General features: G+C 71.9%; 13 protein-coding genes. 6 read left to right on the plus strand and 7 right to left on the minus strand.

Annotated features, from left to right (window positions below; translation table 11 throughout):
* Nucleotides 1-192: 192 nt before the first annotated feature.
* A complete protein-coding gene (locus tag ACFUJY_RS26575) occupies nucleotides 193-678 on the minus strand; it encodes a carboxylesterase family protein (RefSeq protein ID WP_383304259.1) in 486 nt (161 codons plus the stop codon).
* 270 nt (nucleotides 679-948) lie between these two features.
* Here ACFUJY_RS26575 and ACFUJY_RS26580 point away from each other — a divergent pair, with 270 nt between their 5' ends.
* Nucleotides 949-1,869, plus strand: a complete 921-nt coding sequence (locus tag ACFUJY_RS26580; protein ID WP_383304261.1) for a MerR family transcriptional regulator — start codon at nucleotides 949-951, stop codon at nucleotides 1,867-1,869.
* A gap of 136 nt (nucleotides 1,870-2,005) precedes the next feature.
* Here ACFUJY_RS26580 and ACFUJY_RS26585 read toward each other — a convergent pair whose 3' ends face one another.
* Nucleotides 2,006-2,632: a DUF6000 family protein gene (locus ACFUJY_RS26585; protein WP_383304262.1), complete on the minus strand. Its 627-nt coding sequence runs from the start codon at nucleotides 2,630-2,632 to the stop codon at nucleotides 2,006-2,008.
* Nucleotides 2,633-2,934: 302 nt separating this feature from the next.
* On the opposite strand from ACFUJY_RS26585, the gene ACFUJY_RS26590 reads away from it, so the two are divergent.
* From ACFUJY_RS26590 to ACFUJY_RS26605, 4 genes are all read left to right on the plus strand, one after another.
* Nucleotides 2,935-3,597, plus strand: coding sequence for a DUF998 domain-containing protein (locus tag ACFUJY_RS26590; protein WP_383304264.1), 663 nt, complete (start codon nucleotides 2,935-2,937; stop codon nucleotides 3,595-3,597).
* A 7-nt stretch (nucleotides 3,598-3,604) separates the two neighbouring features.
* Complete coding sequence (locus ACFUJY_RS26595) at nucleotides 3,605-4,792, plus strand: sensor histidine kinase (protein ID WP_383304266.1); 1,188 nt, start codon at nucleotides 3,605-3,607, stop codon at nucleotides 4,790-4,792.
* A complete protein-coding gene (locus ACFUJY_RS26600) occupies nucleotides 4,789-5,454 on the plus strand; it encodes a response regulator (protein ID WP_383304268.1) in 666 nt (221 codons plus the stop codon). The genes ACFUJY_RS26595 and ACFUJY_RS26600 overlap by 4 nt, the downstream gene beginning before the upstream one ends.
* Nucleotides 5,455-5,770: 316 nt before the next feature.
* The gene (locus ACFUJY_RS26605; RefSeq protein WP_383304270.1) at nucleotides 5,771-5,992 is read left to right on the plus strand and encodes a hypothetical protein; all 222 of its coding nucleotides are present in this window, start codon (nucleotides 5,771-5,773) and stop codon (nucleotides 5,990-5,992) included.
* Between the two features lie 110 nt (nucleotides 5,993-6,102).
* Here ACFUJY_RS26605 and ACFUJY_RS26610 read toward each other — a convergent pair whose 3' ends face one another.
* Nucleotides 6,103-6,618, minus strand: coding sequence for a DinB family protein (locus ACFUJY_RS26610; protein WP_383304272.1), 516 nt, complete (start codon nucleotides 6,616-6,618; stop codon nucleotides 6,103-6,105).
* 129 nt (nucleotides 6,619-6,747) lie between these two features.
* On the opposite strand from ACFUJY_RS26610, the gene ACFUJY_RS26615 reads away from it, so the two are divergent.
* Complete coding sequence (locus ACFUJY_RS26615; RefSeq protein ID WP_383304274.1) at nucleotides 6,748-7,593, plus strand: endonuclease/exonuclease/phosphatase family protein; 846 nt, start codon at nucleotides 6,748-6,750, stop codon at nucleotides 7,591-7,593.
* 60 nt (nucleotides 7,594-7,653) lie between these two features.
* On the opposite strand, the gene ACFUJY_RS26620 is transcribed toward ACFUJY_RS26615, so the two are convergent.
* The 4 genes from ACFUJY_RS26620 to ACFUJY_RS26635 all read right to left on the minus strand — a co-directional run bounded on the left by ACFUJY_RS26620 (nucleotide 7,654) and on the right by ACFUJY_RS26635 (nucleotide 11,763).
* Nucleotides 7,654-8,640 carry an alpha/beta hydrolase gene (locus tag ACFUJY_RS26620; protein WP_383304276.1) on the minus strand — a complete coding sequence of 329 codons (987 nt, stop codon included), beginning with the start codon at nucleotides 8,638-8,640 and terminating at the stop codon, nucleotides 7,654-7,656.
* Nucleotides 8,641-8,824: 184 nt separating this feature from the next.
* The gene (locus ACFUJY_RS26625; protein ID WP_383304278.1) at nucleotides 8,825-9,892 is read right to left on the minus strand and encodes a glycoside hydrolase family 19 protein; all 1,068 of its coding nucleotides are present in this window, start codon (nucleotides 9,890-9,892) and stop codon (nucleotides 8,825-8,827) included.
* 181 nt (nucleotides 9,893-10,073) lie between these two features.
* Nucleotides 10,074-10,919 carry a helix-turn-helix transcriptional regulator gene (locus ACFUJY_RS26630; protein WP_383304280.1) on the minus strand — a complete coding sequence of 282 codons (846 nt, stop codon included), beginning with the start codon at nucleotides 10,917-10,919 and terminating at the stop codon, nucleotides 10,074-10,076.
* A gap of 88 nt (nucleotides 10,920-11,007) precedes the next feature.
* Nucleotides 11,008-11,763 carry an SDR family NAD(P)-dependent oxidoreductase gene (locus tag ACFUJY_RS26635; RefSeq protein WP_383304282.1) on the minus strand — a complete coding sequence of 252 codons (756 nt, stop codon included), beginning with the start codon at nucleotides 11,761-11,763 and terminating at the stop codon, nucleotides 11,008-11,010.
* Nucleotides 11,764-11,889: the final 126 nt, after the last annotated feature.

Raw genomic sequence — 11,889 nt, forward strand, 5'->3', positions numbered from 1 at the left:
TGTCCCCTGCGGCGGCCACCGGGGGTCGCGAACGGACCGCCGGTGGCACTGCAACGTTACGCGGGGAACTGTATTGACATGAACACAGCTCCGCAAGAGGTCGTCATCGAAGTGAAAAATATGGATGGCGCGCGCGTTGAAGGCGACGACCGGGGGCGGTCGCCGGCCGCGCGTCCGCAGCGGCGCCGTGCGTCACTCCGGCACGCCGTCCCAGAAGGCGCACCGGTGCCCGCCGTACGCGTCGCCGGTACGGATCGCCCCGGGCCTGGGGGCCAGCGAGAGCACCGGTCCCGTGGTGCGCAGGGCCGGCCAGCGCGGCGCACCGGGTGTGTTCGGGTCCCCGGTGCGGGCGAAGGACGCCCAGTAGTCGATCATGCGGTCGGACAAGGTGTTCTGCGCGTCGGTCAGGGGCTGTTCGGTGGGCACGGCGGAGAAGAGGTAGGCCAGTTCGAACCCGTGCGCCGCCCCGTAAGGGAGGTCGGGAAGCGAGGGAAGACCGGTCGGCACAGGGGCGTGCGGGTCTTCGAATTCGTATCCGTAGAGCGGCACCCCAGGTGCCGTCGTGGTGATCTCGCGGGCCGCCCGCAAGGTGGTGCACGCCAGGGAACGGTCGGTCAGTGCGGCGGACCAGGCCAGCGCCGGGCTCGGGTAGCGCGACGCCGGGTAGTGCGCGGCCACGGCGGCGGCGGAGGGGCCGAAGGCGTCGTCGAGGCGGGCCCGGTAGTCCTCATCGGTGCGGCGGCAGCGGTCGTGACGGACGCGGCGGTGACGACAAGCAGGGCGGCGACGCGCAGCAGACGCAGGCTGTGCGCGCGAAGGCCTGCGCGTCCGGGGGGACGTGGTGACGGGACCGATGGCATGCGTTCTCCCGTGACTTGATGATCCGGGCCGGGGTGGCCCGTTGCTCAGTACGCTAGGAGCTCCCGCGCGCTGGAGGTTCAAGGGTCTGTGACGCACCGCACATGGAGCATCGGTGAACTCGCCGCCGGCACGGGCCTCGCGGTGAAGACCCTGCGCTACTACTCGGACAGCGGCCTGCTGCCGGTCGCGGAGCGCAGCAGCGGGGGCCACCGGCGCTACGGCCCGGAGGCCTGGGAGCGGATCGGGCTGATCAGGCGCTTGCGGGCGCTCGGCACCCCGATCGCGGCCATCGCGCGGATCGCGAGCGGTGAGCAGGCCGTCGGCGACCTCGTGGCGAACGAACTCGCGGCCGTACAGGAACAGTTGACGCAGTTGCGATGGCGTGAGGCAACACTGCGCGCCCTGGACGAGTGCCCGGACGGCGAGCGGCTGCGACGCCTGGAGATCCTCGCCCGGGTGCAGCGGCTACCGCAGGCACGGCAAAGCCTCACCGATCACTGGTACCGCGAGTTGCCCGCGGAGATGCCGAAGCGGCGACTCGACCTCATGGTCGCCATGCTGTCGCCGGAGCCGCCGGCCGACCCCTCGCCCGCTGCCGCCCTGGCCTACGCGGAGATCCACGTTCTGGTCGCCACCCCCGGCTTCACCCGCTGGACGGGGGATCACGCGGAGGAGATGCGGGACGCACCCGCCTTCTACGGCGAGATCGACGAGGCGGCGGCGCTGACGGCCGCCGCCGTGGGAGCGCGTCTGCCGCCGGGACCCGGGGCGGCGGTCGACGCCTTCGTGTCCGCCCACGCGCGGGCCCGCGGTGAGTCGGACACGCCGGCCTTCCGTCGTCAGCTGCACGCCCTGGTCTCCCGGTCGTCCGGGTTCGACCCGCGTCTGCGCCGCTACTGGGGGTTGCTGGACACCGTCACCGGCGGACGCTCCCTGAACATGACGGCGGCCCACGCCTGGCTGACCGAAGGGCTGGGCCGCTCGATCGCCGAGGCGGGACGCCCGTGACAGGCCGCAGCGCCGGCTCGATCGCCGGAGCCGGAGCCGGAGCCGGAGCCGGAGCCGGACGCAGGCGCTGGACGACCTCGTGCGCCGGCGGCACGCCCCGACCCGGGACTCCGCGCCGCGGGCGCGCCGGCCCCCGTCAGCGCTGCCTCGCGCGGCGGCATTCGGCGCTGTCATCGACGAAGTCGCAGAGCCGGCCGACGACTTCGCGGTAGCTCTCCGGCGTGCCGTGGTGCTCCTTGCGAGGTGGCCCGTCGATCCACTGGTGCCAGAGGCCGCCCGGGGCCAGGAACCGGGCCGCTCGGTCGGTGCCGAGCCCGGCGTCCAGATGCAGGAGCGCACCCATGGCGGCCGACTGGTCGTAGAAGAGGTCGGGGCGTCGCAGATAGCGGTCGAGGTAGGCAGCCGTCAGGTGCGCGTCGGCGGGGGTGCCGAAGGCGGCCAGGGTGACGCAGTAGGCCGTGCCCGCGTAGCAGACCTCGCTGGCGAGCAGGAGTGCGCCGAGGCGTTCGCGGAATTCGGTCCTGCCCGCGACGGCGATGAGCCACGCAGCGGTCTTGCGCTCCCGCCACCCGCCTTCGAGCAGGACGGTCAGCTCACGAGGCGTGATGGTCGAGGCGGCCTTGCCGAGCTTCCGCGCGAACGCGGCGCGGCGGGGCGCGGTCATGCGCAGGACCGGGCCGCCGAGTTGGAGGTACCGCCGGTCGGGCGTGACGTAGCGACGGACGAGAGCGCGTAGCTCGGGGTCCTCGTGGGCGTAGCGCATGGTCGCATCCTGCCCTGCGCGAAGCCGTCCGCACAGTGCGTCTCCCCGCCGCGCCGCTCGGCCCGCCGCACGGTTCACCTCCGTCTCGCCCCGCACCCGACCCGCGGACCGACACGTGCGGGGCGACCTCGCGTGGTGGTGCCGACGACGGGCCGGCTGCCCCGGCACGTACACCGAATGAAGCAGCCGGCCGGAAAACCGCACCTCCTGGTGCAGAGCCGGATGTCCGCGTCGGGAGGACGCGGCCGATCCCGACCTCTCCGTAGGTTCTGGATCACCGGAACGACACCCAGGAGGACGGTATGACGATCACGGCCACGGCTTCGGCAGCGAGAGCCCGCCTTCCGCTCGCCCTGATCGGCACCGCGGGGTTGGCGATGACAGCGGTGGAGGCACTGAACCCGGACTACGACCTGGTCAGCGAGACCCTCAGCCGCTACGTGCACGGGACGGCCGGCTGGCTGCTCCCCGCGGCGTTGCTCGCGGTCGGTGCCGCCTCGGCAGCGCTGGTGGTCCGGCTCGGTGCCGGAGTACGCCGGGCGGGGCGGGCCGCGCTCCTGGTCTGGACGATCGGCGTGCTCGTCGCCGCTCTGTTCCCGGCGGACCCGCCCGGTCGCTGGAGCCGCCCCTCCCTCTCCGAACTCGTCCACGGCAACGCCGCCTTCCTCGCCTTCGCCGCGCTGCCCACCGCCGCTGTGCTCCTCCGCGGCCGGCTGGCGGTCCGGCGCCCTGGACTGCGTACGGCCCTGAGCGCCTTCACCGCGGCCTCGGTCACGACCACCGCCGGGCTCGCGGTCTACCTGGCCGACGTCATGGACGGCGGCCCGTCGCTGGGCCTGGGCGACGCCCCCACACCGGTAGGCCTGGTGGAACGCCTGGTCCTCGCCGCCGACCTGGGATGGGTCGCGCTCGCCCTGGTGGCTGTGGGCGCCCGTGGTGAGCGGGGGCGGGCTCTTCGTGGATGATCAGCGCATGGACCGACTCGCCGTCTCCGCCCCTGCCGACCCGGGCACGGTCCGCCTTCTCGACGGGCTCCTCGCGGTCGGCACCACCGCAGTCGTCCTGGCCGGCACGGTCCGGCTCGGCGGCCGGCTGGATGCCGCGGGAGCCCTACCGCTCGCCCTGTGGCTGGGGCTGCTGCTCCTGGCTCGCCGCCGATGGCCGCTGGCCGTGCTGCTGCTCGGCGTGCTGGCCGCCGTCGTGTTCCGCACCTCCGGACTCACCGACACCGGGTGGGTGTGGCCCGTCTCCGCCGCGTACGCCACGCTGGCCGCCGACGACCGGCCCGGCCGCCCGGGCCTCCCGTGGGCGGCCGGGGTCGGCCTGGCAGAGCTGGCCTTCGCGATGAACTGGGAGATGACGGCCGGCGGCGCCACCCCACGCGAAGCCGTCGGCTCCCTGAGCGCCGAAGCCCTGTGGCTGGCCGTGCTCCTCGCCGCCGCGACGGCCTACCGCAACCGCCTCCGCTGGCGCGCCGAACTCGACGACCGGCTGGAGCGCGTCGTGCGGGAACGGGACCTGGAGGCGGGCCGGCGCATAGCGGAGGCCCGCCTGGAGATCGCCCGCGAGCTGCACGACGTCGTCGGGCACACCCTCACCGTCGTGGGCATCCAACTCCGGGTCGCGGCCGAAGCCCTGGACGATTCACCCCAGCAGGCCCGGGCCGCCCTCGTCACCGCCCAGCACATCCGTACCGAGGCCCTACGGGACCTGCGCGCGCTCGTCCACGTGCTCCGCGCGCCGGGGGCCGGACCGGAAGACCCCGTGGCCGGCCTCCCCGAGGTCGCGGCACTCGTCGACCGGATGCGGTCGGCGGAGCTGGACATCCGGCTGGAGACGGCCGGCGACCTCGCCGCCGTTCCCGCCCCGGTCTCCCTCGCCGTCCACCGGATCGTCCAGGAAGCCCTCACCAACACCGTCCGCCACGCGGGGGCGTCCCGGGCCGACGTGATCCTCCGGTGCGCCCATGGGCGGGTGGAGGTGTGCGTCACCGACGACGGCCGCGCCCCGGCGGACACGTCCGGGGCAGCCGGGCACGGAGTGCGGGGGATGGGCGAACGGGTGCGGGCACTCGGCGGCGCATTCTCCGCCGGCCCGCGCGGCGAGGGTGACGGATGGCTCGTGCGGGCCGTCATGCCTGTGCCAGGCTTCCGCCCATGACGATCAAGGTGCTCCTCGCCGACGACCAGGCCCTGGTACGGGCCGGATTCAGCAGTCTCCTGGCCCGTGCCGAGGACATCGAGGTCGTCGGCGAGGCGGGCACGGGTGACGAAGCCGTCCGTACGGCCCGGGCCGTACGTCCCGACGTCGTTCTCATGGACATCCGCATGCCCGGCACCGACGGCATCACCGCCACCCGGGAGATAGTCCAGGAGTCGGAACCGACGGGCTGCCGGGTGATCGTCCTCACCACGTTCGAAACCGACGAGTACGTCTTCGCGGCCCTGCGCGCGGGCGCGAGCGGGTTCCTCACCAAGGAGATCGAGCCGGACGAGCTGCGGCAGGCGGTCCGGTCGGTGGCGGCCGGCGATGCGCTGCTCTCGCCGGGCGCGACCCGGAGGGTGATCGAGCAGTTCGCCTGCCGACCGGTGTCCCCCACCGACACCGTCGAACGGCTGGCCGTGCTCACCGCCCGGGAACGTGAGGTGACCCGCCTGATCGCGACCGGTCTGTCCAACGGCCAGATCGCCGCACAGCTGTTCATCAGCCCACTCACCGCCAAGACCCACGTCACCCGGGCCATCGCCAAACTCGGCGTCCGCGACCGCGCCCAACTGGTGATCCTCGCCTACGAGACGGGCCTGGTCCGCGTCAAGGGGTAGCGCTGCCCGACGCACGGGGCGGCGCTGAGGCGTCCGCCGCTCCGTCGCGCTTCGGGAACCGGGATGCGTTTCACCGTGATCACCCCTTCACGGCGAGGACGTGGCGGTAACGTCAGCCGCGAGCCCTCGCAGGAAGGGCCGGCAAGGCAGGGGGAGGACTGTGCCAGAGATTTCCCGGCGAACGCTCTTGGGCGGCACCGGCGTAGCTGCCGCATCGACGCTTCTCACGACAACCGGAACCGCCCGGGCCGCCGATATGACGGGCGGCGGGGACGGCCACACATCACACAGCACCTCGAAGGGGGCCGAGACACTCATGGCCGGCGGCAGCCAGACCCTCAAGTACGTGGCGTACATATCGAGTCCTGACATGGAGGTACTGAACGACGCGACCTTCGGCGTGGGCGCGGACCCCGCCGCCATGTGGGCGTATCTCGACGACGCCATGGCACGTCTCCAGGATGAGCACCCCTCGTATTCCTTCACCCCCCGCCTCGTCCGGTACGACCAGGTCACCACCGAGATACCGCGCCCGTAACGCACCCTGCGCCGGCCCTGCCCCGGCTGGGCCGGCGCAGGGGCGGGGTGGTCGAGCCATCTTGCGAAGACGGAACGCGATTCGGGCCCGGCGCGGTCCGCCGGGGCGATCTAGTAGTACCCCTTCGCCCCGTCCAGCAGTTCCCGGATGATGTCCGCGTGTCCCGCGTGCCGACCCGTCTCCTCGACCAGGTGGATGAGCATCCAGCGGAGGTTGGCGCTGCCGGCGTGGAAGTCGGGGTGGCGGCCCACGTCGTCCAGTGAGGCCGCGGCCACGATCTCGTTGCTGCGGGCGCACTGCGCCTCGTACCGCGCGAGCAGCTGCTTCAGCGGGACGCCGTCGGTCCGCCAGTCGGCGTCCTCGTGCGTCTCGTCGAATGACGGGTTCTGTGTCTTGTCGCCGCCGAGGAAGACCACCTCCAGCCAGGTGTGCTCGACCCACCGCATGTGACTGATCAGCCCGGCCATCGTCATCACCGGCGACGTCGGGATCACGGAACGGTGCGCGTCGGCCTCGCTCAGGCCATCGCACTTCCATCGCAGGATCTGCCGCTGGAGATCCAGCCAGCCGACGAGCGCGGTGCGCTCATCGGCCTGCAACGGGGGACGCTCGAGTGAAGGTGTCATGCCCGCACGTTACGCGGTGACAAGATCCGCCCGACAGGCCCCTGGGAGGGGGCCGCACCTCCGCCACATAGGCTCGTGAGGCGGAGACCCCGCATACGGGTGTCATGGATCTACTTCCAGGAGCTGAAGGTGACCGGAACAGGCGCGCGGTGGTTCGTGGGCGCGCTGGTCATGGCCTGCCTGCTGCTCGCGGGCCCGAGCGGGTCGAACCGCGCCTACACGGCCGGACCCCTGCCGGCCGGCACCCCCGAGGAGGTCGTACCGAACCGTGTCATGACCTGGAATCTCTGCAACCCTTGCGAGGACAGCGGGCAGAACGGCGGCAGAGCGGCGGAGATCGCCACATACGCGCCTCAGGTCATCGGTCTGCAGGAAGCATGCGTGGGCGATGTCGAGAGGATCCGGGACTACCTGCGGTACCGGTACGGGCTCGTCTACCACGTCGAGTACGGCTCGGTGCTGCCGAGTTGGAGCCGGTGCGGAGGGCTGCCGTGGAGCCCCGGAGGCTTCGGCCAGGCAATCCTGTCGGCCGCTCCGATGACCGGCCGAGTCAATGTGGAGTATCCGCACGGCGGTTCCGAGGACCGTGGATACATGGCCGTCACGACTCTGGTGGACGGCGTGCCCGTCCGGGTGTTCAACACCCACTTGGCCCAGCGGAGACAGGAGTCGGTCCGCGCGGAGCAGGCAGACGTACTGGCCAGGGCGGTCGCCCGGTACGACCGCACGATCGTTCTCGGCGACTTCAACGCGGTGCCGGCTGCCTCCGAACTCACCGCGCTGTGGCGCCTGGCCAGGGACGCGGACCCCGGGTGCGGTCCCTCCGGCGCGGGTATGTGCGAGCCGACCACTGATTGGCGCAGCAAGTTCGACTACATCTTTCTTCGCGGCTTCGACCCGCTGGAGCAGCGGGTACATCCGACCCCGTGGTCGGACCACGATCTGGTGCGGGCCGACCTGCGTTCCGGCGCATGAGCGCCACCGGTCGTCCGGTCGTCATCCGGTCGCCCGATGGCGTCTCAGGACGGTCCTGCCTCAACTCCGCACGGTGGTGAGCCACTCGGTGAGCAGGCCGTTGACCTCGGCGGGGCGCTCCTGCTGGATCCAGTGGCCGCAGCCTTCCAAGAGGTGGGAGGCCGACAGCCGGGGGAGGGTGGACGGATAGGCGTCGATGGCGTCGGACATCCAGGTGGTGGAGGCGTCCAGGGTGCCGCCGATGAACAGGGACGGCTGTGTGATCGGGGCCCCGCGGTACGGCGCCAGGTCCTCCCAGTCGCGGTCCATGTTGCGGTAGCGGTTCAGGGCCCCGGTCAGACCGGTGCGCTCGAACTCCCCGGCGTAGACGTCGAGGTCTTCCTCGCTCAACCACGCGGGGAGCCGGGCGGCGGGGAACCGGTCGCGCAGTCGGCCCCCGCGGGCGACGAAGTGGGGGTCGGGCTCGTGCGCCGCGGGCATGGTGTCGGCGGACAGGGCCGCGTAGAAGCCGGCGAGCCAGCCCCGGACGTCGGGCTCCATCTCGGACTCGGCGCGGCCGGGTTCCTGGAAGTAGGAGACGTAGAACTCCTGCTCGGGTCCCCCTACCTGGCTGAAGACGTCGGTGGGGCGGGGGCCGCCGGGCGGTGCGTACGGGACGCTGAGCAGGCCGGCCGCACGGAAGACTTCGGGGTGGAGCAGGGCGGAGGTGGCGGCGATGTTGGAGCCCCAGTCGTGGCCGATGACCACCGCGGTCTCCTCGCCGAGCGCGCGCACGACGGCGACGTTGTCCTCGACCAGCTCAAGCATGCGGTAGGCGTCGACGGTGGTGGGCTTGGAGGACCGGCCGTAGCCGCGTACGTCGATCGCAGCCGCGCGGTAGCCGGCCGACGCCAGAGCCGGGAGCTGGTGGCGCCAGGAGTACCAGGACTCGGGGAAGCCGTGCACGAGAAGGACCAGCGGGCCGGTGCCCTGCTCCACCAGGTGCAGGCGCCCGGCCGGGCCCTGAACGGTGCGATGGCGGAGTGCGGCGGTCGGTTCGGATCGCATGGGGGCACTTCTCCTCGGTTCGTGGGGTGGCCTGCGGAACTCCCCCGATCATGCGACGCCAGGACCACGTGACGCGATCAACGTTGCCGTTTCGGCAAAGCGGAGTACACCGGGCCCGCGGGGGGCCGTGATCGCGTCAAGGCCGCATGCAGGTTGCATGCGGCCTTGACGGTGGGAGGTCCGGTCAGCAGCTGAGGTTGCCGCCGGTGGGGACGCCGAGGAGCGAGGTGAAGCTCTGGTAGGTGTTGATGCGGCTCTGGACCTGGGCGGGGTTGCCGCCGTTGCACTCGATGGAGCCGTTGATGGAGCGGATGGTCTCACCGAAGCCGGCGCCGTTCACCATGGCGTTGTGGGCGGTCATGGTGCCGGGGCCGTTCTGGGTGTTCCAGTACCAGAGGCCGGTCTTCCAGGCCACGGCGGCGTCGGTCTGTACCAGGTTCGGGTTGTGCAGCAGGTCGATGCCCAGCGCGTCGCCCGCGGCCTTGTAGTTGAAGTTCCAGCTGAGCTGGATCGGGCCGCGCCCGTAGTACGCGGCCTGGCCCGCCGGGCAGCCGTAGGGCTGGCTGCTGTCGCAGTAGTGCGGGTAGTTGGCGGTGTTCTGCTCGACGATGTACACCAGTCCGCCGGTCTCGTGGCTGACGTTGGCGAGGAAGGCCGCGGCCTCCTGCTTCTTCACGGTGTCGCTGCCGGTGTTGGCGAAGCCCGGGTAAGCGCTGAGGGCAGCGGTCAGCCCGCTGTACGTGTAGAAGGAGCTCCGGTTCGGGAACATCTGGTTGAACTGCGCCTCGCTCACCACGAACGAGCCGTTGGTGGGCGGGTTCGTGCCGCCGCCGGTGCAGCTGTACGGGTCCCAGTACCACGTGCTGATCGTGGGGTCGTAGCCCGGGTTGTCGTGCGACGCCTTGTAGTAGTTGCCATTCGTGTACTTGACGATGTCACCGGCCACGTAGGCGCGGCCCGCGGCCCAGGCCGGGTAGTCGCAACTGCCGCCTTCGCTGCCGGAGCCGCTGCCGCAGGAGCCCAGGTCGGCCCATACCTGTGCCGCGCCCGGTGTCTCGCCCTGGGTCCACCACTTCGCCTGCCAGTTGTGCCCCTGGTACGAGGCGCTCATGCCGCCGGTGTAGACCGACGAGGAGTTCCACCCTGCCGCGCACGTCGCCGCCGAGGCGGGGGAGGCCATTGGACTGAGCACGGCGAGGCCCAACGCGAGAGCGAGCGCGGCGAAGAGCGCCAAGAGACGGTGTCTGGACATACAGCCACTCCTTCGGGGGTTGAGTGGGACGAGACAGACACAAGCAACATGGTATGGACCTGTCAAGGTCTAGACCAAGGATAGTTCCGCGGGTTCGCAGGGCGGGTTCGCGCCCGTACGAGGTGGCAGGCGCATCGTCCGGCTGCTGCCGAGACCGGCGAGGGGCGGATGCCCGGGGCTGTCAGGTGCCCACCGACCGCGCGCCCAGCACCGGTAGCAACCGCAGCTTCTCGTCGTCGGCCGAGCCGGGGGTGGCGGTGTACACGAGCAGCGCCTGGTTCTGCTCCGGGTCCAGCAGGACCTGGCACTGGAGGGAGAGGACGCCCAGTTCGGGGTGGCGCACGAGCTTGGGGTCCACGCGGGGCACGTCGATCTCGTGGGCGCTCCACAGGGCGGCGAACTCCGGGCTGCGGTCCAGCAGGAGGTCGCGCAGATGCTCGGCGCGGCCGCCCGTGCCCTGCCGTGAGTACGCGGCGCGCAGGCCGGAGGTGAAGAAGCGGCTGTGCAGTGGGTGGTCCTCCTCCGGGTACAGCAGGCGGGCGGCGGGGTCGGTGAACCAGCGGTAGGTGAGGCTGCGTTCGGGGCCGGTGAACCGGGTCTGGTCGCCGAGGAGCGCGGTGGCCATCGGTGTCTGGGCGAGGGTCTCCGCCACATCGTTGATGACCTGCGCCGGGGTGTCGTCCAGCCGTCCGAGGATGCGCATCAGGCCGGGCGTGATGTGGTCGGAGCGCAGGCTGCCGGGCCGGGAGGGGGTGTTGTGTCCGGCGATGCGGAACAGGTGGTCGCGCTCGGCGAGGGAGAGGCGCAGCCCCCGGGCGATGGCCGCGAGCATCGGCTCCGAGGGCTGCGGCCCGCGCTGCTGCTCCAGCCGGCTGTAGTAGTCGGTCGACATGCCGCTCAGCGCCGCCGCCTCCTCCCGGCGCAGGCCGCGGGTGCGGCGGCGCGGCCCGCGGGGCAGCCCCACGTCCTCCGGCTGCAGGGCTTCGCGGCGGGTGCGCAGGAAGTCCGCGAGTTGTGCTCGGTCCACGGTTCGAGTCTCCCTCGTGGCCCCGGTGCCTGACATGCCGGGGCGCGGTGGTGTGAAGGGTGCGGGCCGGCCGGGCGGGCCGGGCCCCTCAGAGCAGCATGCCGCCCGATGCTTCGATGCGCTGCCCGGTGATCCAGGAGGTGCCCTCGGTGAGCAGCGCGGCGGCGGCGGCGCCGATGTCGTCGGGCTCGCCGGGGCGGCCCATCGCTGTGACACCGCTCAGCACGGAGCGCATGCCCTCGTCGTCGCGGACGCCGCCACCGCCGAAGTCGGTGCCGGTGGCTCCCGGTGCGAGGGCGTTGACCGCGATGCCGCGCGGACCCAGCTCCTTGGCGAGGTAGCGGGTGAGGATCTCCACGGCGCCCTTGGCTGCGGCGTACGCGGCGGTCGGTGCGGCGATGAAGCGGGTCAGGCCGGTGGAGACGTTGAGGATGCGCCCGCCGTCCTTGATCAGGGGCAGCAGGGCCTGGGTGAGGAAGAAGACGCCCTTGACGTGGACGTCCATCAGCCCGTCGAACTGCTCCTCGGTGGTCTCCTCGAACGGCGCGTGCACGCCGTGTCCGGCGTTGTTGACGAGGATGTCGAGGTCGTCGCGGCCCCATTCCCGGGCCAGGGCGTGACGTACCTGTGCGGTGAAGGCGGGGATCTCGGCGGTGTCCCCGGTGTCCAGCCGCAGAGCGATCGCCGTACGGCCCAGCTTCCTGGCCGCCTCCACGACCGCCTCGGCCTCGTCGGCGTGCGAGCGGTAGGTGAGGATCAGGTCGCTCCCGGCCTCGGCGAGGTGCAGGGCCGTGCTGCGGCCGAGGCCGCGGTTGGCGCCGGTGATCAGGGCGATGCGGGACATGGTGGCTCCATTCGGTCCGGGTGCGGGCGAACCGGCCGGTCCGCCGCCTGCCCCTCAACGGTCGCGCGCACCGGGACCCGGATGAAGGACGTGGTTGTCCAGGGATCGCCGATCCCTGCTTCCGTA

The organism is Streptomyces sp. NPDC057249, from assembly GCF_042669245.1.
Lineage (GTDB): Bacteria > Actinomycetota > Actinomycetes > Streptomycetales > Streptomycetaceae > Streptomyces.